General features: G+C 43.9%; 14 protein-coding genes. 8 read left to right on the top strand and 6 right to left on the bottom strand.

The genetic code is table 11. The features are described 5' to 3' along the window. Positions 1-403 precede the first annotated feature (403 nt). Positions 404-742, top strand: a complete 339-nt coding sequence (locus ACJJIE_RS09790) for a DUF5992 family protein (RefSeq protein ID WP_444894463.1) — start codon at positions 404-406, stop codon at positions 740-742. Between the two features lie 99 nt (positions 743-841). Here the strand turns inward: ACJJIE_RS09790 and ACJJIE_RS09795 are convergent, their stop codons facing one another. After that, a complete protein-coding gene (locus ACJJIE_RS09795; RefSeq protein WP_282933607.1) occupies positions 842-1216 on the bottom strand; it encodes a hypothetical protein in 375 nt (124 codons plus the stop codon). Positions 1217-1596: 380 nt separating this feature from the next. On the opposite strand from ACJJIE_RS09795, the gene ACJJIE_RS09800 reads away from it, so the two are divergent. After that, positions 1597-2676, top strand: a complete 1080-nt coding sequence (locus ACJJIE_RS09800; protein ID WP_282933608.1) for an efflux RND transporter periplasmic adaptor subunit — start codon at positions 1597-1599, stop codon at positions 2674-2676. After that, positions 2673-5774: an efflux RND transporter permease subunit gene (locus ACJJIE_RS09805; RefSeq protein WP_444894464.1), complete on the top strand. Its 3102-nt coding sequence runs from the start codon at positions 2673-2675 to the stop codon at positions 5772-5774. Before ACJJIE_RS09800 ends, ACJJIE_RS09805 begins: the two co-directional genes overlap by 4 nt. A gap of 609 nt (positions 5775-6383) precedes the next feature. Here ACJJIE_RS09805 and ACJJIE_RS09810 read toward each other — a convergent pair. The 3 genes from ACJJIE_RS09810 to ACJJIE_RS09820 all read right to left on the bottom strand — a co-directional run bounded on the left by ACJJIE_RS09810 (position 6384) and on the right by ACJJIE_RS09820 (position 9357). Then, positions 6384-7016 (bottom strand): aerolysin family beta-barrel pore-forming toxin, encoded by a 633-nt coding sequence (locus ACJJIE_RS09810; RefSeq protein WP_444894465.1) that lies wholly within the window; start codon positions 7014-7016, stop codon positions 6384-6386. Between the two features lie 95 nt (positions 7017-7111). After that, complete coding sequence (locus ACJJIE_RS09815) at positions 7112-7597, bottom strand: hypothetical protein (protein WP_444894466.1); 486 nt, start codon at positions 7595-7597, stop codon at positions 7112-7114. Positions 7598-7755: 158 nt separating this feature from the next. Next, entirely contained in the window at positions 7756-9357 is a 1602-nt protein-coding gene (locus tag ACJJIE_RS09820) for a sodium:solute symporter (RefSeq protein ID WP_444894467.1), read from the bottom strand. A 246-nt stretch (positions 9358-9603) separates the two neighbouring features. Here ACJJIE_RS09820 and ACJJIE_RS09825 point away from each other — a divergent pair, with 246 nt between their 5' ends. From ACJJIE_RS09825 to ACJJIE_RS09845, 5 genes are all read left to right on the top strand, one after another. Further along, positions 9604-10824, top strand: a complete 1221-nt coding sequence (locus ACJJIE_RS09825) for an ROK family transcriptional regulator (RefSeq protein ID WP_444894468.1) — start codon at positions 9604-9606, stop codon at positions 10822-10824. Between the two features lie 114 nt (positions 10825-10938). Next, on the top strand, positions 10939-11925 hold the full coding sequence (locus ACJJIE_RS09830) for a glycoside hydrolase family protein (RefSeq protein WP_444894469.1): 987 nt from the start codon (positions 10939-10941) through the stop codon (positions 11923-11925). Between the two features lie 353 nt (positions 11926-12278). Next, positions 12279-14783: a TonB-dependent receptor gene (locus tag ACJJIE_RS09835; protein WP_444894470.1), complete on the top strand. Its 2505-nt coding sequence runs from the start codon at positions 12279-12281 to the stop codon at positions 14781-14783. A gap of 198 nt (positions 14784-14981) precedes the next feature. Further along, positions 14982-15914, top strand: coding sequence for an ROK family protein (locus ACJJIE_RS09840; protein ID WP_444894471.1), 933 nt, complete (start codon positions 14982-14984; stop codon positions 15912-15914). A 245-nt stretch (positions 15915-16159) separates the two neighbouring features. Then, positions 16160-17059, top strand: coding sequence for an alpha/beta hydrolase (locus ACJJIE_RS09845; protein ID WP_444894472.1), 900 nt, complete (start codon positions 16160-16162; stop codon positions 17057-17059). 1159 nt (positions 17060-18218) lie between these two features. Here the strand turns inward: ACJJIE_RS09845 and ACJJIE_RS09850 are convergent. Both ACJJIE_RS09850 and ACJJIE_RS09855 read right to left on the bottom strand, forming a co-directional pair. After that, complete coding sequence (locus ACJJIE_RS09850) at positions 18219-18950, bottom strand: hypothetical protein (protein WP_444894473.1); 732 nt, start codon at positions 18948-18950, stop codon at positions 18219-18221. After that, a complete protein-coding gene (locus tag ACJJIE_RS09855) occupies positions 18947-23290 on the bottom strand; it encodes a DUF637 domain-containing protein (protein ID WP_444894474.1) in 4344 nt (1447 codons plus the stop codon). Before ACJJIE_RS09855 ends, ACJJIE_RS09850 begins: the two co-directional genes overlap by 4 nt. Between the last annotated feature and the right edge of the window lie 15 nt (positions 23291-23305).

A 23305-nucleotide genomic window follows, 5' to 3' on the forward strand; every position in this document is an offset into this window, starting at 1 on the left:
AGCGTTCTTGCCCGACATACAGAAAACGCCGCGATCCTACCAAACTATCAGGTAGAGTTCTATTAATTAAGTACAAAAAATGACCGCCCTGCTATGCATAAGAATCTTGTCACAAAAGCACAAATCTCTAGCCAAAAGGTACGGCTCGCTCTATTATAATTGCATGAATTAGATATGCTGAGATGATAGACCCTACACCGGCTAACGCTCTCTACACGAGCCTAAGAAATCCGAAATGATAGGCAATATTGCAAAACCCTTACTTCAAGCGCGATATAAGTACGGAAACACAGCAACCCACAACATACGCTAGGCTTTATAGGTGTTTTTTTATATCCTTAAAAGCTCAGTAGATCCAAAACTCACACGATATAACCACCCCGAGATACCTACCGGAGAAACCATGAAGTTAAAAAAAATTGTGCCTAGCCTTTTATTGTTACTTGTACCTGCAACAACAATCGCCGACTCTGGGTTTATCGTCCAGGGTGCTACTGTAACCAAAGTTTCATCAGGTGGGGCAAGCAGCTTTGGATTCAATGTCTCTGGTGGGACAGGCACTTGTGCGGACTCACGAATCAAGTTCGATTCAGCCCTTATTAATGGTGATGGCAATATTGATGCAATGAACAGAGCTTACTCAGCATTAACCGCTGCATTGGTCTCTAATAGCAAAATAGATGTTTGGGCAGATGACACCAGCGATTGCGAATCAGCCACATCTATTGATATCCTTGACTAGTAACCCCAGAGCCCAATTTAAGAAATTTGAGCCCTAATTAATTATTAGGGCTCAAATTAGAGGGGCTTGCCTACAACCCCCCGCTCAAATACTACCTACTTATTTGTAAGAACGAATATATTCTGGCGTCGCAACGGTATCTGACCAGGTACCCAGATCATCGGCACTGCAACTATTTACATCTAAATATTTAACCTTTACTGTTTTCTGTGCAACGGTAGCAGCCATTATCGCAGAAACCCAAACGTTGCAAACCTCAACGCTAACCCCGTCATACTCCGCTGTGACATTACACATTCGCTGTGATTCATCAGAGCTATTCCAATCGCCATCCACGTAAAAATAGCCTGCCTTAGTAACATCCCAATCTTCAACTTTACCCACACAATAAATACTACTTGATGCAGAGTTCGCAGAAGAAAACAGCAATACTGGAAGTAGACCACCCACCATCCAAATATTCTTAAAACCCATAATCAAATCTCCTCAATGTAAAGCCAGCAATTGTAACAATATCCGAAGTGGACACCACCCCCCCAATTGGAACCAATGTGCAATTAAGCTATCAAAACCTCAAATCATACCTTCAATATAACCCCAGCAAACCTAAATCAATATTAAAAATATACATCTCCTAAATTGAAACTAATCGTTCTGATTCAACCACTTAATTTAAAGAAAACCATTCATCCCTTCTGATTCTCATATTATCGAACACGAATTGTGTATAAAGCATCTCAAATATATCTTAATGGCAGACATAGGCTTTCAGGCAGCAACGGATCGCATATATTCTAACCGGAAAATTGCGCAACACCTTGAGATATGAAAATAATTTTATTCAGGGCCTTAGGATGAAAAATATCATTTCTAAATATATGGTTACTATTAAACTCTCCCTAACAATACTTTTGTCTAGCTCAAAACTATTTGCCATGGATAGAATTCCTGTTCTAGTTGAACCGGTAGACTCCTGGAATCAATTTATTAGTACAAATATCTATTGTTCAGTGGCTATGCCCCCTTTACACCAAATATCAAGCCACGCTGAGGCAGAGCTTACACACGTAAAACCAACAGGTTCCATTATCAGAGCAGGCGAACTGGCGGCAAAGCAAGATGACTTTTACCTGAATCAAGAAATTGAAATAATCCGCACAGATATAGAGACTACAAAAATCCACCTTAATTACGCCGAAGAAGAGCTGGGCCGACTAGTAAAGCTTCGAGTATCCGATATGGTATCCCCATCGCACCTAAACAATCTTAAACTAGATGTAGATACCCACAGATTAACCAAGCAAAGACTTGAGGAACAGCTAAAAATAGCTGAGTACCGATTAAAAAAACTGAAGCATTTTGCACAAGCCGATAGCCAGGTATTAAGTATAGAAGCCAACCCTGGGGAACGACTTAATCCGGGACAAAAAATCATGCAGCTGCTTCCCATTACGACGGCCCAAGTTGAATGCAGCATCCCTGAAGAGCATTTAGATAAAAATGACATAGAGCGAAATAGCAGTTTTAAGCTGGAAGGACAAGATATTGCGCTTAGAAATATCAGCTATACAGTTCACCCGGAAACACAGAACCTAAACCTCTATTTTGAAGCGAGTAGAGAGAAATTTCAGTCCTTATTGGTTGGACAGCGTTTTGAGATGACAGTATTGACTTCTCTCTCGAGCATGAGCCAACAAGAGCTTATCACCAAGATTCCAAGTGATGCAGTACTACTCGAAGGCCACCAATATAAAGTTTGGGCTGTGAATAGCGATAAAAGAATTGTTAGTAAAGACATACAAATAATAGATACTCTTCAAAATCACTTTATTGTACGTTCAACGATCAAACCAGGAGATCTATTGGTGGTGAAAGGCCACGAAGGGTTGGAGCCCAATCAAGCTGTCTCTCCAACCAGGAGGACAGCCACGTGAACTCCATTGAAAAATATAGCTCAATAGTTTTAAGCTGCAGTTTCGCACTAGTTATTGCAGGTATTATAGCTGGACTAAATTTGCCAAATGCCCTACTTCCATCTATTAACCGCCCACAAATTGCACTCGCAACCTCCTGGCCTGGAAAGACCGCAGAAGAAATAGAACAAATACTAATTGCTCCGCTAGAACAGGAGCTCTCCAGCCTAAGCCACCTAAAAGAATTGCAAACCAATGTTAATAGTAGCTGGGCCTGGACCGTAATTGACTTCCATTCGGAAGCAAATATGGAGCAAATGTATATTGAGGTCCTCTCCAAAATCAACCAAGTACCCAATTGGCCAACACAAGTTCGCACACCGGATGTATTCAATTTTGCAAATGGCGCAGGGGCTACGCTTGGATCCTTTTTCCTATATTCTGAGAAACCGGCTAGCGAACTTCAATTAATCGACGCGTTTATAAATCATGTTAAGCCAGCCTTTAGTAAAGTTCCTGGTGTACAGTCCATTGAAGAAGCCGGCACACCCACTGCCCAACGGGTCGATATTGAGTTCGACCCGGAAAAGATGACTCGGTACTCTTTAACCATTGGTGAGATAACCGAAAATCTAAACAACTTAACGGATCGCTCGGGAGGAAATCTAAAAATTGGGTCAAAAGATTATGCCCTTCATTTCAAGGGTCAGATCCCACTAGAGGAACTCTCAACGTTACCTATCGCAACACGAGAAAGCCAAATCATTCAACTCTCGGATATTGCTTCGGTAAAAGAGCGTGTAGCTTCAGATTGGTTATACTTTGCCCTTGAAGGCAATAGATCTCTATACTTCTATCTACGCCCTACCGAAAATGTCAATGTTCTAGAAACCATCGCCCAGCTCAAATCAACAATAGAAGAATTAAATGACGGAGAGTTAAATCGATTGGGGATGAAGCTCGCCATAAGCCGGGATGACTCCACGGGTATTCGGAATTCCCTCAGTCTGGTATACGGAAGCCTCTTGCTGGGATCACTACTCGCCTGCCTGGTTATTTATTGGTTTTTACGTAACCCCAGAACTCTAACCCTGATATTTCTAAGCATTCCCATTTGTATCTCTCTGGTAGTTCTGGGAATGTATCTTGGAAATAGAAGTATGAACGTTGTTTCACTTGCAGGGATTGCACTTTCTATCGGGCTAATGGTCGATGCAGCAATTATTGTCGTAGAAAACATTCAAAGACTGCGCAAGCAGGGTATAAATATTCAGGAAAGTATCACGCGGGGAACCAAAGAAGTTTCGGGCTCATTATTTTCATCTACAATATCCAGTGTTATCGTATTCCTGCCCATTATTGCTATGCAATCAGCAACAGGGCAGCTTTTTCAAGACCTGGCATTCACAATTTCAAGCGCATTATTAGCATCACTATTGTTTGCTCTACTAATACTACCCTCATTGGCCAGACACTTACTTGGAAAAGCAGCAATTTCTGAGGAGGGATCCAGTAGTATCAAAATCAATAAGGTGCTTGAATGGTGGGTGAAGCTTTCTATCCGTTCTGCAAGCAATCCTAAGCTCGCTTCCACTATGATTTTGTTAGGATTACCCGTCGCACTCATTGCCACTTTCATTTCTAGCCCTGACATTGATGTCCTCCCAGACCCTAAACAAAATATGCTCTCTGTTTATATCAACTTTGAAAGTCCTTTATCCACAGAGACCATAAGAAATGAAATTGGGGAACGGGTCGTAAATAGAGTCACAGCCAATAGAGAAGAAATAGAGAACCAAGTTTCAACCTATGGAATAATTTGCAACCCAAATAATTGCAATCTCTATCTATACACAAAAGGGGACTGGGATTTTGAAGAGCTAAAGAGTTGGCTAAATGAAAAAGCTCTCTTTGGACTAATTGGGACTCGAATACATTTCAGACAAGGTGGTTTACTAAGGTTTGCCCTACCCGATAACCGTATTAGCCAGTTAGATATCAAAGGGGCAGAGCTATCTCGACTACAGATGGCAGGGAGTGAGCTGATGGGCCATTTACGCTTAGAGTTTCCAGACGCGCAAATTCAAGAAGGAAGCGCACTTCAAAATAGAGCGGTTCGTATTGAATTTCAACCCAAGCTAGTACAATTAGCTCGTTTAGGTATTACGATATCGGAATTAAATCATCACCTGATGGCTTTAACCGATGGAATATATATTGGCCACTTCTATACGGGGACCAATACTCTTCCTTTTTACTTTAAAGCAAGAGAACCGCAAAATCTTGAGATACTCCTAAATACAGAAATACTGATTAACAATCACGGTTTTATTCCTCTACGTGAATTGACCGACGCCAAAATCACTCAAGCGCCAGCCAGTATACTTCGTGTCGGCCAGGAAGTGAGTGCATCAATAAACTTAACTCCTCCCGAAGGCGTTGCTATGAAGTCTTTTGTCGAGGATGTTGATCAATCTGTGAAAGAGTTTTTATCAGAAAGTTCCTACAATGATCTTCATACACAGTTTAGAGGTAGCGCCAATGAACTCAACCTGTTCCTCAGTGAGTTTCTAAAGATTTTTGCAGCAGCTATCGCAGTATTGGCCTTATTAATGTATTTCGCCCAAAGGTCCGCAAAGTTAGCAGCAGCAGTACTCTGTGCTGTACCCTTATCATTCGCAGGCGGAATGCTTAGCTTACAAGTTTTAAATCTATTTACTCCGCAAAGTTTGGATGTAATAACCATGATAGGATTTGTGATCTTAATGGGATTGGTAGTTAATAATGCAATACTACTAGCCAACCAATTTCATAAATCATTGCAAAACGGTGCCAATCAATTAGAGGCGATATATATGGCTGCCAACTTGCGTGTCCGCCCCATTATGCTTACGACAATTACCTGTATCTTTGGCAATATCCCTTTAGTGCTTAACCCCGGAAGTAGCGCAGCGATCTATCGCGGTCTAGCTACGGTTATTACCGGCGGAATGGTGTTTAGCGCCTTATTTGTCTTGGCATTTATGTCTGCCTTGCTATCACGGAAGCTATTTAGCACTCAAATATCTGCCACTGCTCAAAAGAGTGACCTGAAATTGCCAGAAGCTACTACTGCGTGATATCCCTCATTTGACCTCAATTTATTCACGCCCAAACTGGAAGCATAATTTTTATGCCAGAATGGGCGTTTATACTTACTTCGAAAAGCACTTTACGACGCAGAGCGCCACCTATTCAAGCGACTTTATTTGCTATAGTTTTACAAGATGTAGTTAACCAACACGGAGAGCAAGGGTTTAATTACCATTTATGAATGGGCAAGGAATCAAGGATGAAGTCTCTAAAATATTTACTTTTGAGTATCCCATTTACACTGCCACTTATCAGTGAAGCCGCTTGGACAGAGAAGGCGCAAATATATTACTTGAAAGTACACTCAAATGGTGTAGATGTCAGACTTAGAGGATTTGTCAATCCAGAGACAGAGGTGAGCTGCTTGAGTAAAAGCACCTTTTTTCTTATTAATGACGACTCTGCCATATACAACACCAAGGTGTCTTTTCTACTTTCCGCTTATATGTCCCAAAAAACTGTTAGGTTCAGTTATTATGGATGCGAAGATGACAGGATTCGTTTAGGCTCAATCAGGTTTCAGGATGAATAGCCAAATCTCATATGATTGACTGACTCTTTATAATTTGAGCCAGTCAATTCTTACCAATGTCAATCTAGAAAATATCCGGATCATCTATCAAACTTGCATTTTCCAACCCATAGTACTCGACCACCCAAGCATAACTCTGGTATATCTCATAACGAGTCGGATAGGCCCGCCCTACTTCATCCCAGCGCTTCCGCGCATTGGAATAGCTGGAACCTTTGATAACTCCTGACAACTCGAACTCATCACCATTATGGGGATTCATGACCCTTGTGGTATAGGGAACTTCAACCTCGCTATTTTCCACCATCATCCGCGCCATCATCAATCCATAGGCGGGTACATTAGATGGCATGGCATCTTTAACAGTTTCCTGGTTGCTTTTGGTCGATGTTTCCCCAACGGTCGTTGAAACACTAAAAGTCTCAGAAAAACTGAATGTAATGGAGCCACTATTTTCAACAGTGCCGGGAACACCGACCTTGTAACCCTCGGTCAAGCTAACTCCAGCAGTAACCGAAATACCCATAGTATTAGTCCAGGTATCTGTTTCACTCTTCCCGTCGGTATACCAGACTTCTGTACTGTCGTTTTGGGCAATACTGCCAGAGTTCTCAAGTAATCTCTCACCAAAGAATGTCCTGGTATTGTTGGGGGTTTCCACAATCTGATCCCAGTGAATCTCTACGCCAGATTCCACCAATTCCAAACGATCCGCAATGCAAGGGTAAATACTCCAAACTTTACTATCACTCGCAGTACCAGCAAATCCAACTACTGACCGGGTTCCAATACTTAGATGGTATTCCTCCCACTTATACCAGCCATTATTACCTCCAAAGGTAATATCACGGGTTGAGTTATCAGCATGTCCTTCAAGTAGACTCGAATCCTGGAAATATTGCCATCGCGCTTTTTATAGAAGCGCCAACCCTGAATATATTCGGTAGCACCAAGCAACTTTCGATACCCGGAGATAGTAGTTTTACCAACCTCCTCATCTCCTGCATATAAGTATTCGAGCTTTAAACCTTTAATTCTCTCATCACCACTAAAACTGGTTATAGCGGTGATCTTGTCTCCAGGGATTCGAGTGGTGACATAGCTATCGCACATATCGAAATCGCTACCATTCCCACTCTTACCATACTGAAATATTGTATCGTACCTTAGGGTCCCACCATTATCTGATGTATTGAAGTACTGATCCAAAATATTTTCTGTTGCACTAATCTGCACAGAAGCCAATAAACCTAACATCGCTGTGACGAAATACTTCATAGTCAACACCTTCTTTATAAGATTATTCTTTTAAACGGATACAACTATCTGAGTACAACCTTTTGTCAACTTCGTCCGTGTCCAGCCCTCCTGTATTGCCTTTATTGTTTAAGTTTTCCATCCTGTGGGGTGAAAAATAGAAGTAATCTGACTTCGCGCTACCAGAACGAGCCCACCACCAACGCAGTAGCGACAAGCAGTAGCACAGATAGAACTCGATAGTTCTGCCATAATGGCTGTGCTTTTAGGGATACGGTCTCAGTGTCAAAATCGCTTTTAGACCAAGTGAAAGACTTGGCTTCTTCGCTAATCTCAGTTGGATAAAGCAGGCTGGCAATCACCAATACCAGTGAACAGAAGACAAATAAAATTGGAGCAATATAGAGGAAATGTAAGTTTGTCCAGTCGAAGACTTCATTGACAAAAAAGAGGCCAACACCGCCCAAGGCGCCTAACAGCAAAGTAGCTATGGCTCCCTTGGAGTTAGCACCACGCCAAAAGAATCCGATCAGGAAAAGTGCCAGTACAGGGGGAACTGCATAGGAAAGCACCTTCTGCAGATACTGGAATAAGGAACCAAAACTTTCGATTTGTGGTGCCCAAAGTACGGCAAGTATCATAAAGATAAAGGTGACCAGCTGACCTACACGCATTAACTGGTGCTGGTTTAGGCCCGGAAAAAACTTCCGCACAAAGTCCATGGTCACCAGCGTGGAAGCTGAATTAAGCGTGGAATCAATTTGCGACATTAGTGCAGCAACAAAACCTGCCAACACTAGCCCCAGGATACCAACAGGCAACAGCTCAAATAACAGAGTGGGATAAACCATATCTGCGCGCTCTAGCTCGGGGAAAATAACAATCGCCATAGTGCCAGGCAGAACCATGATAAACAGCACGGGAAGTTTGAGCAGACCGGCAAATAAGGCTCCCCAGCGGCCGTGATTAACATCTTTTGCACTGAGTACCCTTTGCACCATAAATTGGTTAGTACACCAGAAATAAAAGCCCAGCAAAGTGACTCCCGTAATTAGCCCCAACCAGGGTACGCTCGAATCACCAATGGGCCGTATCAGACTCAATTGTTCCGCCGAGACCTGGGATACAACATTTTCCCAACCTCCTGCGCGATCCAGGGCAAAAATACTGATCAGGATTGAACCAAATATCAGCAGCAGCGCCTGAATGGTGTCGGTATAAATAACGGCCGCCAAACCTCCACAGATGGTGTAGATACCCGCGATCACCGCCAAAATTGAAATCGTGGTCCAGATTGGTAATTCAGGAAATATCAATTTCATTACCAGGGCCCCTGCATAGAGGCTACCTGCAGTATCAACCACAATATTCAGGAAAATAGTCAATCCCGAAAAATAAGTGCGCGCGGTACTGTTAAAGCGACGCTCAAGCATTTCCGGCATCGTGTAAATGCGCGAGCGAAGAATTGTCGGCAGATAGAAAACGGCAAAGAAAACCAGGATAACCGCCGCCATCCACTCATAGTTGAAGACCGCTATGCCAGTGCTGTAAGCATCTCCGGCCAAGCCGATCAAAGTGGTACTCGATATATTGGAAGCGAACAGGGATAAGCCAATCAAGGGCCATACCATTTTTCTCCCAGCGAGGAAGTAGTCCTCTGCAGTATCGTGGCGGCGACTTAGGAAGAGCCCAAGGGCGATGGTGAAAACGAAATAGACGACCAAAATGGTCGCATCGACTGGGTGGAGACCAAAATCGACCGGCATAACTTCCTCGTTCACTGCTAGCAGCGTATTTTTAGAATGATTTGCTTGAACTTGGTTAAAAATTAAATCACAGTGGTTTAATTAAGTAAAGACAAGTCCCAAAAAACAAAAAAACTCATATTAATCAGTAAGTTAGCTAAACTCAGATCTTAGTACCAACGAAGCCAATAGACTAAGCAAAGGCTTTAAAGTTACACTTTTAACAATAGAACCGGACAATCGGTGGCCGGATCAGATTACGTTTCATCTCAGGGGGCACGGATGGGTAAAGGTAGCAATTCCAGTGGTTTACGCCGTTATAACGAGCGAGTGGTGCTTACGACCCTGCGGAAAACTGGCGCAGCCTCCAAGTCCGACCTAGCGCGCCAAACTGACCTCACCGCTCAGGCGGTTACCCGGATTGTCGATGATTTGGAAAGCGCAGGGCTGGTAATGCGAGAGGGGCGCCGACTGGGCGGCAAAGGCCAACCCTCGATTATGTACGTTATTAACCCTACTGGTGCTTACTCTGTCGGTATCAAGGTGGGACGGCGCAATATCGAGCTGCTACTAATGGATTTTGGTGGCACAGTACTAAAGAAGATTTGCCACGAGTTTGAATTCCCGGAGCCCGAATTTTTATTGGCAAAAATTGAATCGGGCCTCCAGGCACTTACTGATACCCTACCCGCTAAAGACAGAGGGAAACTAGTGGGCGTTGGTATCGCTATGCCCTGGTTTATCGGCGCCTGGACTGAAGAGCTCAATATGAGCGAGGAACTAGCGGCCCAGTGGAAAGAAATTAATTTTGCTGAAGAAGTTGCTCAGCGCACACATCTGCCGGTCTTCTTCGAGAACGACTGTTCCGCTGCTGCTGTTGCCGAATTGCAGTTTGGCAATGGCCAGGACATATCCAATTTTCTCTACGTTTATATCGGGACCTTTATCGGTGGAGGCCTGGTATTAAATGGCAGCCTGGAAACCGGCGTCCATGGCAATGCGGGCAATCTGGCTTCCCTGCCAGTGCCCCCCTCAAAACTTAGCAGTACCCCTGAAAATCAAGGGGCATTTGAGCTACTCCTCAATCGCGCTTCACTATTTGGGCTGCGCAGACATTTACGAGAGTGCGGCATCGAAATTACCAGCACTTCCGAACTTGAAACGGTAATGGACCAGGCCCGCCCTCAGATCCAGGAGTGGCTGGACGACTGTGCAGATGCGCTGGTTTATGCATTTCTATCGGCAAACAGCGTACTGGACCTGGAGGCTATTATTGTCGATGCGCATTTACCCCGCTTTTTATTAGACGAACTGGTCGAAATGATTTCTCGCAGGATAAAGCAGGTGGCGCCTTCAGGCGTATTTGCGCCCAAAATTGTCAGTGGAAAAATTGGAGTCGATGCCATCGCCACAGGCGGTGCGATTTTGCCTTTTTACTCAATTTTTGCACCGGATAAAACAGTTCTATTAAAGGGCGGCATACCAGGAAGAATATCTACCTGATTGCGCCTTAATTGGAACCCCAGAAAAGCATAAAAATAACTCTGGGCTCCTTAAGAATAATCAAAGCAATAACTCACCGGCAAATTTCCAATCAGCACTAATGAGGTAAATATCATGGCATTTAATCTCGATAATAAATGGGTATGGGATTTTTGGTTCGCGCAGGACGGCGACCAGTACCATGTATTTTACCTTCAAGCCGATAAATCACTGGGCGATCCTGAGCTGCGCCATTGGAATGTATCTGTCGGTCATGCCGTTTCTACGGACCTTATTCATTGGACAACACTCCAGGATGCATTAAAACCCTCACCTCGAACTGCAACCGCCAACGAGGAAGCTGCAGACTCTTACACTACCTGGACCGGCTGTGTACACAGAGAAGGCGATACCTGGTATATGTTTTATACCGGTACTAAATATTCGGAGAAAGGCCTGATTCAGCGGGTCTGCCTGGCAACCTCCAAGGACTTATTACACTGGGAAAAACACCCCAACAACCCCCTGGTGGAATTAGATCCCAATTTCTACGATGGCCTGAACCTTGAATATTGGCACGATGCATCCTGGCGTGACCCATGGATCGTTAAAGACCCCTCGCAGAATCTCTACCATATGTATCTCACTGCGCGCTGTAACCAGGGCAGCCCTGATGGGCGTGGCGCAGTTGGCTATGCCTGTTCAACAGACTTAATTCACTGGAAAGTGGGGCAACCTGTACTGGCTCCCGGCTGGTATGGTGAAATGGAAGTACCGCAAATTGAATATATCCATGGCCGCTACTACTTATTCTGCTCAGTATCGACAAAGTTCCACAGCGCTGCCCATCGACAATCCATGCAGGGTACACCACTGACTGGCACAAAATATTTTGTCGCCGATGATTTGAATGGCCCATACGAAGTACTTGGAGATGGCTTTATCGGCGCAGACCAGCAGGGATCACTCTATTCTGGCCGGATCATTCAGGGGCCGGACCAACATTGGTATCTGCTGGCTTTTAATCGGGACGATGCCGAGGGCAACTTTATCGGCGGTATCTGCGACCCCAAACGCATCGAGTTTATGGACGATGGACAACTGGAATTGGCCAAAGACTAGTAGGCAGGAATCGCAAAAAAATCCTTAGGTAGATGCTCACCGGAAGCATCTACTGCCCCGTATCCCCTTCTCCCGCAACCAGTGTTACTTAGAAAGACAAGCAGCGCTGTCACCAAAAGCAAAGATAGATACCGCAAAAATCACTACTTCTCTTTGGTCTACTTATTTATTTGCTAATTCCAATGCATAAATTCCGCAAATTTTCGTATTGCCTTTATTAAATCACAGTGATTTAATAAATGTGTTCGCGGGGAGAGGTCCCACCCATGCGGTAACAGGAAGAGAGTCTCGAGCCCGCAGAGAACGGGCCGTGAAAAATCTAATAACCATAAGAGATGATTGAGGAGAGCGCCGTGATTGCAGAGGGCTTCCAAGCAGGTTCAGAGACACAGAAACACTTTAAACCACACTCCATAGCCCTGGCAGTTGCCATGGCCTCCAGCGTTGCGGTACCGGCAACAGCTGTGGAAATGCCGGAAATTGAAGAGGTGATGGTTACCGCAACCGCCCGACCGGTTACCAAGATGGAATCCAGCGTATCCGTTAGCGCACTGGACACTGAGGAAATGGCGAAGTACGCCCCGCGCTCTACCGCAGAGCTGTTCCGCAGCTTACCCGGTATTCGGGCGGAATCCTCCGGTGGCGGCGGCAATGCAAATATCACCGTTAGAGGTATTCCCCTGGCAACTGGCGGCTCCAAATATATGCAAATCCAGGAAGACGGATTGCCTGTATTAGAATACGGCGATATTAATTTCGGTAACACTGACAACTTTGTTCGCACCGACTCCTCTCTCGCACGTATAGAAAGCGTACGCGGCGGCTCTGCCTCCACCTTTGCCAGCAATTCCCCTGGCGGTGTGATCAATATGATCAGCAATACCGGCGAAGAAGAAGGTGGTAATGTAGGACTTTCGTTTGGTGCGGACTACGATGAATCCCGCCTGGACTTTGGCTATGGCCACCACTTGAATGATTCTTTGCGATTCTATGTCGGCGGATTTTTAAGAGAGGGGGAAGGCATCCGCGAGACCGGCTTTGATGGGGATTCCGGCGGCCAACTCAAGGCCAACCTCACCAAAGAATTTGATAACGGTTATGTCCGCCTCTATTACAAACATCTCGATGACCGGGTAACAACTTATCTTCCTGGCCCTGTAACCTATAAAGGCGATGGTGAATTCGGCACGGTTGCCAACTTCGATGCCAGCAGCCAAACCCTGCATTCCGATAATTATCGATACATTTCCACTTTTGATGCCTACGGCAATCCGGTAACCCGCGACTTATCCGACGGTATCGAATCACTGGTGGAAGCCTATGGCTTTGAAACCAAATTCGAATTTAATGATGGCTGGACTGTTACCGACAAATTTAGAATTTCTGATGTTAGCGGCAGCTTTATTTCCCCCTTTACCGATACTTTCGGCGATTACGGACCACAATCCACACAGGATATGGCTGATACCATTTGTGCAAATGCCGTAGGCAGTAACGGAGAGGCCATAGACTGTAGCGCCGGCACAACGGTGACTTATGCCAATGGTGAAGAAGCCGAAGGCCTCGCCTATGTCGACCTGCTCTTTGATACAGAAATACACGATTTGGGTCTGATAGTTAACGACTTTAAAGTCGATAAATTAATTGGCGATAATATTGTTGTTTCCGGTGGATTCTATTACTCCAACCAAAATATCAAAACCAGCTGGAACAGTTGGAATGCCCTAATTCAAACTGTTGACGGCAGCAATTCTGAAAACCTCACCATAACTGCCAATGCAAACGGAGATGTACTGGTAGATGATGGGGTCTGGTCTGCAAGCTTTCTTTCCTGGGCCTGGGACCTGGAATATGAAACTTATGCACCCTATATGAATGTGGCGATCGACATCGGCAACTTTACCTTTGATGTCAGTGCCCGCCACGATATGGTCAATGCCAAAGGCTCCCTGGTTTCCAGCTGCTGCGGTGGTGATACAGACTACGATCTGAATGGTGATGGTATTATCAGCGACGTGGAAAGTGCTAGCGCTTCCGATGCCTTTGGATTCACCGGCGGCGTCATCACAATGGCCAATGGATCCACCCAGCTCGTTGACTACGATGCAGACAACACCTCTTTCTCTCTCGGTGGGAATTATATTCTCAACGACAGCATGGCTATTTTTGCCCGCTACAGCGAGGGCGGTCGAGCAATTGCCGATCGGCTTCTACAAATTAGTGGCGCCCTCAACAGTGACGGAAGCCTAACTGACACCACCGATGGTTTCGACTCTGTGGACCAGCTGGAAATTGGATACAAACTCTCAACCGGCGATCTGGATTTCTTTGCAACTTACTTCAATACGGTCACTGAAGAGACCAATGCAGAAATCACTAGCGGCTTAACGTTTGTACGCGAGTATGAAGCCCAAGGAATCGAGCTGGAAGCAGCCTACAGTTATGGAGACTTTTCCGTAAATGGAAACCTCACCTGGACCGACGCCGAAATTTCAAAAGATGCCAACGACAGTTCTGTCGTAGGAAATACGCCGCGCCGTCAAGCTGATTTCATTTACACGATTACACCGCAATATAACTTTGGTGATGACTTTACATTTGGTGCAAGCCTCCAAGGGTCTACAGAATATTTTGTTTCTGACTCCAACCAGTTGAAACAGGAAGGTTATGTCCTGGTCAATCTGTTTGGTTCTTATTACCTGACAGAAGACCTTACCGTTTCCTTTAATATAAACAACCTCACCGATGAATTTGTTGTTACCGAAGTTGAAGAGTCTTACGCAGAAGTTGGAGACATAGTACGCGGACGGGCTATCAGTGGCCGCTCCACCAGCGTCAGTTTCAATTACGCTTTTTGATCGTTGTTCTTCCCTACTCTAGTAAGTGGTTTGCAGTTCTGCCCATAGCTTTGCAAACCCCGAGCGTCTGGCCCCCACCGGCGCTCGGTTTTTTTCTTTCAGAAACAATATAACCAGCTATAAACTATCAGTGGTGTAAGTTCAGCAACCATCAACTGATAATACGAATAACTTATGTAACCCGGGGAGCGGATTAGGATGGAAATGCAAGGCAATGCGGTAGATACCTTGCTCGGCGGAATTGAAGCCGGTGGTACCAAATTTAACTGTGTGGTAGCCGCTGGGATTAATGACATCCGTGAGCGAGCCAGCTTCCCAACCACCGACCCAGAACATACGCTATCCAAGGTCGCTCAGTTTTTTCACGAAAGCAGTCAGCGCCACGGCACTGTTTCTGCGCTGGGCATAGCCAGCTTTGGCCCGGTAAACCTGGACCCAGAATCCGCCTACTATGGCTATATCACCCAAACACCTAAAGCTGGCTGGTCCAATACCAATATGGCTGGCTACTTCAGCCAAGCCCTGTCGGTACCAGTTGCTTTCGATACAGATGTTAATGGCGCCGCCCTTGGAGAGCACCTCTGCGGCGCCGCTACAGATGTAAAGAACTTTGTCTACGTCACCATCGGTACCGGCATCGGCGCCGGCATTATGATCGACGGGCAGCTGATCAATGGATCTATGCACCCGGAAATTGGGCATATGTTGATGCCTAGAGACAGCCAAAAGGATTCTTTTAAAGGCAACTGCCCATTTCATAACAACTGCCTTGAAGGACTGGCCTCAGGTCCTGCGATAGAGGAGCGTTGGGGACTGCGTGGCCAACACCTCGAACAACATCATCCGGCCTGGGACCTGGAGGCGGAGTATCTGGCCACCATGTGTGTCAACCTTACCAGCTGCTACTCACCACAGCGGATCATACTGGGGGGTGGAGTGATGATACAGTCGCACCTATTCAACCGTGTAAGACAAAAATTCCTAGCCTTAGCCGGTGGTTACTTTCCCCAAGTCTCAGAAAGTAATATTGAACGGTATATCGTTGCACCAAAACTAGTGGGAAGATCCGGTGAAGTCGGCTCCCTACGGATGGCCCAGCACCTATACAACACTAAAAACGTCATTGCCTGAACCAGGGAGGGGACATCCCCTTCCTGCCATCCTCTTTTCAGTGGACGTGGTTCCCACGCGCAATATCCCTATTTCTGTGATCACGACCAATTCTTGAGCAAAAACTTGCTATGCAGAGTGATTCCTGCGGCAGTAACCCCCTCCCCAGCTAGCGATTCCCTTTATCTATCTGTTAGGCTTCCATATAGATACCTCTAGTAAGCAGGGCGATAACAGGTAAGTTTCAGCGCCCCTCAGGGATAGCAATGAAAATAATTAGATTATTAGTGATAGGTATTCTTAGTGCCTGTTGCCAGCTGGCAGTGGCCGGCAGTGCCGAACCCACAACTTTCACCCGCCCAGGGATACTGTCATACAACTTTTACTCTGATTTACTAGAGCGTGAGTACGTTATTGACATAATGCTGCCTCTCTCGTACACCCCGGAAAACACCGAACGCTATCCTGTCATTTATATGACCGATGGCTTTCTGCATTTCCCTATGACAGCCCCTAACCTTCTTCAGGAACAGGTTCCCGATGAGTTTGGCAATGTCAAAATGCCCCCTGTAATTCTGGTAGGTATCTCCCACGCTTTTGACAGCCCGAATTTCGCCCAGCGAGTAATGGATTTCACCCCCGTACCTGGTGTGATCAAAGGTGCTGAACTAGGTGGCGGCGCAGATCACTTTCTTGAGTTTATCGAAGAGGAACTCAAACCCTTTATCAATAATAATTTTAAAGGTAACGAAGAAGACGAAACCCTAGTGGGCCATTCCCTGGGTGGGCTTCTGGCTCTCCATGCACTTTTTAACCACACCAATAGCTTTGACCGATATGTCATTGGAAGCCCCAGTATTTGGTGGGCCGATAAGCAAATTTTAGATAGTGAATTGGCCTATGCAGAACGCAATGCCGATTTAGGAAAAAGTGTGTATTTATTTATTGGTGGTGAGGAGACTTGTAGTGAAATCGACTCAGTTTGTGCAGTAAAAGACTTCTCTCAACTAGTAAAAAGACTGAAATCCCGTAACTACAATAGCCTTACCTTAAGACAACGTGTATTTGATAACGAGAATCACGGTAGTGTTGTTAATCCAGGCTATGATCGAGGGATAGAAAAGATCTTTAAGGCTAAGGTATTACCTAGAAAATATTCTTTCTAGAACTTTTTATTAAATTCAGAAATAGCAACCACTTTAAAAGTAAAGTTATCTGGCATGCCCCTCTCCCTTCGCAGTTCTCGATCGCGTTCAAGATAAAAGATGAAAAAACTATAAATAGTATTCACCTGCATATTACCCACCTTAACATACGCAGAGGCCACATCCGATAATGATAATAAACTTAACATTAATTTGACGGAACTGACCGGACTGGCAATTGGATTCAGTTGGGTTATTACCCATAGCTGTATAGCCCCCCACTGTGAATGGACAACAAGTATAGCTATTCGACTTAATAAAAATAACTTAAATAATGAAACATTGTCATTAGCATAGGTGCCCAAATGGCTAAAAACCCGTAAATTTAGATATTGAGGACGAGCACTTTAATTCAAGGCCTGAACTTATCTCCATACGAGTTTCGAATGAATAGCGCGTAATGCTAAAGCAACAGATTGATTCAAATGGGTGACTTTCCGCCCTTTTTAAAGAGTCCCTGAACAGGTAATTGTTTTTTAGTGCTTTCTTTCAACCCAGACAGACTGACCAAATTCCACATAAATTAACCTTTCATCGTTGAACCCATCACGTTTAAGCTCAAGCGCACTCAGTACAGGGTTTGGGTATACTGCCCTTAGGAATACATCTCGAACTAAGGCTTCACTCTTAAAACCTATAAAAACTAAGAGCTTAAAGTATATTGAATAAATTAACACCAAAATCAAGCAAGAAATTTTACATATGAGAGCATATGATAACTTTGTTTGTATGCCTTTTGCCCGCCTTTACATAGGTAGGGGCCCAGTCAAAATTAGAAAACAAACTCAAGATTAATTGGGTTGAGACAGGATTGGAGGATAAGATCCCAAAGGGTTTTGCCCGATACACCAACCATCTTACAAGCTTTGAATATAGATATACTAGAGTTCCTATGCCAGATTTAGTAATCCGGCCTTGTGTTTAATAATACAATCATTAGTTTGAATCATGGGATTTATCTTTGGCTTTACTTTTAGGGTTAGACACCTTCATCAAAATTAGCAAACCCCTCCCCTTCAGGAGAATGTGGCAAATTTAGCCTGAATTAAAGGAAGTGTTGTAGTTAACATGGAATTACTCACCAGGCTCAACCAACACTTCCCCAGGAAAACCTTTAAACTCAACTCATAAGAACATTTGCACCTTCAAATTCACTTTCAAAAAACCACTCCCCATTATTTTTACTGGATAAATCTTTTAATTCCCGCAAGAACCCCTTTAATCTTGGAGCATTATATCTCGCCAGTTCTCTGTTATTACACATATCATTTATAGACATACCATGATCATCACCATGAATCTCATGTGGAGATACCTTCTCAAGCCATATATCTGAGCGTACCGCGCCAATCAGACTCCACGGAGCATTTCTTGTTTTACCCTTTGAGAATTTTGACATACTCAATGTGATAGGTGGAACCATTTCTGGGCAGGCTGAAAAATAATTATGATACTCAAACATCCCGCGGCCTAACTCCTTTTTACACGTTATGTAACTGGCATCACCACCACTATTACACATTTCCGAAACGTATCTATGTACTATCTCCCCTTGCTCATACATCGATACTTTTGTAAACGGATACTTAAAATCACCAGAATAAACTCTATAGCCAGGCAAGTAGAAAGGGAAAACAAAGTCAAAGCTATCCCAAGTAAACTTCAAATAATCCATGTAATCATTGGGTTTGCCATCAACATCTATAATACAAATCTGATACTTTTCTGTCAGCATCAAAATAGATTCTACAATATCAAAAATTTCACCTATAGAAATTCCAGCACTGAAGTTAATAGAAAAATCAGCAAGAACGTCATTATCAAATGTTGTCCAAGAATTTCTTTGATTCATTGCCACAAGTCTCGCTCAATAGTGTGAATACCAGTTCCATTCTCGATAACTACCTTGGTCATATTATCCATGTGCGGCTTAACAGTTGGAAAATCACTTCTAATCCACTTTAAATTAGAGATTAGCGTATCTTTACTAGCAGAGTACCACTCACTATTTGCTACTGGTTCAATCCTAATCTGCCCAACATGATCAGAAAATTGACTCTTTATACTGTTGTCAATGTTGCCAATTTGCATACCGGGCTCCTCAGCAATCTTTTTCCCAAGAGTAATTTTGTTCCCACTTATATAAGCCTTCATCTCAACAAGTTCACTTCGAGTATAATCCAGAAGGTCAACCTCTTTATTATTACCTTCATTCATAGGCACATTTCTAGAAAACTCAACTTGACTTCCCTCATTTAGCCTTCTTTTCAATATATCTAACTCAAACTTCCATCCGGCCTTAGTCAACTCCTTTGATGCTGCAGAGAGGAAACTATGCAATCCATCTGGGTTTAAGACATTAGCATCCCTACTTATTTCATATATCTCATCCATAACGGTCGGCCGAACAGAAATCAATTTATTTGTATTTATCACAATCAAGTCAATTTGATTAGGTGCTACACTTGGCTGAGTTCTTAAAATTAAGTTCTCTGCAATTCCTATCGCTCTAATATCATCCAGTTTAGCAATATTATTTAATTGAATCTCTGTTAATTTTGTAGACCTTAGGAAATCAATCTTTTCAAGTGCCTCAAGGTTAGTCCGCAAACCTGAATTAGAATCAGCTAATATCTTCCAGCTTTTTACAAGTTCAGGATTACCCTGGAGCGCCTCAAGAAACTCTTCATTGCCAAGCAAATCATTTCGCAAAGAATTTTTAGCAAGCTCATCAAATCCATCAAGATCATCCAACAACTTCTTAACATTTCGAGACTTAACAAAATTAAAGAAGCCGTCAAGCATCCTATTTAATACTACACTGGTTTCTTCGACGGCACGCACCGAAGATCGAAGGCCTGCACCTATAAAACCAAAGCTTAAATATTCAAGCTTATCTGATATCTCTTTAATTTCTTCAAATTGAGTCTGATAATACTCTAAGTACCAAAGAATTTCTTCATGATTGACGATATTATAATTAAGAACCGCATAATTTAAATCATCTTCAAAAATCTCTAAGGCTTCTTCCACCCCGTCTTCGAAAGCAACTCTCCTTAAATTGTGAAAATCAATTACGCCTTCAAACTGACCTTCCACATACCCTAGCTCTTCACCATAAAGGCTCTTAAATTCTTCGGTAGCGATTAGGAATAAAAGCTGCTCGCCTGAAATTGTGTCGCTAGCTAGATTGTTAACAATAGATTCGTCTAACAAGCCAAGACTTGCAGCTGTTGAGGCTGCATATCTATTTTTCAATAAAGTATTTAATGCTTGCTCCTGCATTAAGACTTCATATAAAACCAATGCATTTTTTATTTCTGATGAGCCATGATTAAAATCCGACCATCCCTGAATGGAAACATTTCGGTCAGAAATCTGTATTTCACTACCTCCAGCTCCAGCAATAAAGGCACCAAGAGCCGCTGTCAATCGAGAAACATCAGTAGATAGCTGCGTTAAGTTTCTTAACTCGTTTCGAACATTAGTAAATTCAGAAAGGTAGAATATTGTTGCGGGGCTAATCTCCCCTGAACTTAAATACTGCTGCAGCTCAATTCCATCAAGTAATAAAATTTCTCCACCAATATTTCTCTCTAACCAGTCAGCCAACTCCTGCTGTTTGGCCTCCAAAGGATCAACTTGAGGATCAAATGTTTCGCTAACTAGCCGCTCAATAATACTGCCACCAGCTGATGTAAGGCAGGCTGATTCTGCATCTGCATCATTTAAACTCGAGGATAAGGCACCTGTCAGACATCCTGTAGAAGCATGTGCAATATATTTGACCGCTGTGCTCAAATCGCTACTGATAATACTTTCAGTTAAGCTTTCTCCGATACTATTAATTGCATCAGTAGCTAACGAACTAATAAATAGTTCCTCAAAGCTTCCGCCCTTGATTGCGGTCTCTACCCCTGCAGAAACAGTAGCATGCGTAACAGCTTGAATGGCCTGACCAGTTAGTGACAGCACACCAACAGTATCCGGTACCCCATTAACTATTACTGTTGTCTCTTCCAAAAAGACGGAATCTTCTAAATTGAAGAACTCTGTATCTATCGAAGCTAACACGCCAGCGGTGACAACAGATGTTGCTATCGACTTTACTCCCTCCTCACTGAGTACAGCTTCAAAGCCGGCTTTATAGACATCTTCAAAACTACCACCGTTTACCGTGGCATTTGCAGAAGCGATAGTTGCAGTATTTACCATTGTGGTAAATGCAGCATTCGCCATTGCCGCCTCTGTCGCGGTAGCACCTGCACCTAACATGCCTGCGCCTGCACCATAAGTACAAACAGCAACAATAATAGTAATAACAGCCATAGCGGCTGCATTTAGGGATGTATTTGACTCATCCCACTCCTCATGAGCTAATTCTATAGCCTGCCATTCAGCATCCGTGAGTTCCTGGCGAACTTGCGCCATCCACTCCAAACCGTGAAATTCGCTGAGAACCTGAACCTGCTCATCCAAAGACAGGTTGGGGTCGCCTTCGTACTCTACGGTTACTCCATTGAGTGCTTCTACCGCAAATCCACCAACAATGGTATTGGGGATGCCAGTCTCAATATAGTGACCTTTATTTTTTGTAGTTGTAGTGAATAAGCCCTCTTTAACGGAACTATAACTATAGTGATCCGTCTCAGTGGTCATTAAGAGATTAACTTTACCACCGGTAGCTGTAACTTCAGTTCCCAGGGTACTTTGAATATCCGTCGCCTTTAGGGTGATATCTCCAAATTCGCTATGCAACTTGATACTTTTACCTGCATCTAGAAGAGAGCGAATTGCTACCGTTTGGTAAACTTCTTCCTCAATTTCACGCTTACCAAACTTACCCTTTTTGTAAGATTGGGTTGATTCAAGTTCATCTTCGATCGTAATACCAAGTGCAGCGAGCAGCTCAATATGCCCTCGATCGCTCACAATCTCTGCAGCATCCAGATAAATCTGACCACCAGCGATTAACCGAATAGTCTCGCCGGCAGTAAGCTTGGACTGTAAATAGCTTACACCTGATCTTTGTACATACCAGCCACCTTGCTTACCCTCAAAGCTAGAGGTAATGTTCTCCGTACCTATATAGATATTGCCATTTGCAGCAAATGTCAGTTCGTCACCCGCTGATACAGTGACTCCCTGTAGAACGATGTCACTGCCACTACGCACCACTAAATGACCATCAGCTGAAATAGTGGTTACTTCTCCAAAGAAGCCACCCGTTTCATTACCAAAATCATAGCGATGAACTAATGTCCTAGCCTCAAGACTTCCTGCATCGATTGTTAAATTGCCACACGCATCAACTTGACTTGATAGTAAACGAAGTGATCCACCTACTACTATATCCAGCTCGCAGCCACTAACACTGCTATTTTGGGCGACAAAATCACCGGCTACATTTAGGAATGCTTCACGGCCCAGCTTGATATCAACATCCTGAATATTGATACGACTAAAGCTAACATTACTATTAAAACCGACACTGTGATCAGTCACTCGTCGTTCAGCAATTGTTTGCTCCGTCAAATAAACAACAGGGACAATTACTGTTTCTCCGTGGATAACCCGGCGCTCTGGCCAAACCATATCGTAAGGGCTATTTTCGCGATCAAATTTACTTTCCGAAATTGGATCACCGTAAATCTCTGTCGTGCTCGCCAACTTCGCGTAGAGAAACGCATTGTCATACAAGGTCTTTAACTGGCTGGTTTCATCTTTAAAGTAGGCGCTATCAGAGTCGATTAAATGCCTACCCAGAAGCTCTTGTATTTGATCTCTAACATATCGTGACTGTACAAAGCTGTCCCCTACCAACTTGGGGTTATCATAAATTGGGAGGATTGTAGTGATACCCCCTACCCCAATAGGTACATAGGTAGGCGACCCTAAGGATTCAATATATTCATCCCGTAATCTTCCATAAAAGTCCTGGATGTTGGAATATCCATCTTGAACGGATGTATCAATATAAGGCGCCGCCGTATATTGATAGCTACCACTAGTGGTAGAAAACTCAATTTCCGCAATGGAATCCAGAACTTGCTGAATTTGCCCTGATGACAAAGCTGCCGCATAAGCTGGTAACATCGTCTGAAACAGGAAACAGAAAGCGACCAAGTGGGTAAAGAAGCGCATCCCTATTCTCTTTTTACAACTGGTGACAGTGGAATTATCTTGACTCATTATCTTCACCTACTC

This window comes from Microbulbifer maximicatervae (SeqCode) (assembly GCF_052467325.1).

Excerpts from the sequence above, each read along its gene's own strand:
- ACJJIE_RS09795 (WP_282933607.1), bottom strand. The coding sequence starts at position 1,216 with ATGGGTTTTAAGAATATTTGGATGGTGGGTGGTCTACTTCCAGTATTG.
- ACJJIE_RS09850 (WP_444894473.1), bottom strand. The coding sequence starts at position 18,950 with ATGAATCAAAGAAATTCTTGGACAACATTTGATAATGACGTTCTTGCT.
- ACJJIE_RS09830 (WP_444894469.1), top strand. The coding sequence starts at position 10,939 with ATGGCATTTAATCTCGATAATAAATGGGTATGGGATTTTTGGTTCGCG.
- ACJJIE_RS09800 (WP_282933608.1), top strand. The coding sequence starts at position 1,597 with ATGAAAAATATCATTTCTAAATATATGGTTACTATTAAACTCTCCCTA.
- ACJJIE_RS09815 (WP_444894466.1), bottom strand. The coding sequence starts at position 7,597 with ATGAAGTATTTCGTCACAGCGATGTTAGGTTTATTGGCTTCTGTGCAG.
- ACJJIE_RS09845 (WP_444894472.1), top strand. The coding sequence starts at position 16,160 with ATGAAAATAATTAGATTATTAGTGATAGGTATTCTTAGTGCCTGTTGC.
- ACJJIE_RS09840 (WP_444894471.1), top strand. The coding sequence starts at position 14,982 with ATGGAAATGCAAGGCAATGCGGTAGATACCTTGCTCGGCGGAATTGAA.
- ACJJIE_RS09825 (WP_444894468.1), top strand. The coding sequence starts at position 9,604 with ATGGGTAAAGGTAGCAATTCCAGTGGTTTACGCCGTTATAACGAGCGA.
- ACJJIE_RS09855 (WP_444894474.1), bottom strand. The coding sequence starts at position 23,290 with ATGAGTCAAGATAATTCCACTGTCACCAGTTGTAAAAAGAGAATAGGG.
- ACJJIE_RS09790 (WP_444894463.1), top strand. The coding sequence starts at position 404 with ATGAAGTTAAAAAAAATTGTGCCTAGCCTTTTATTGTTACTTGTACCT.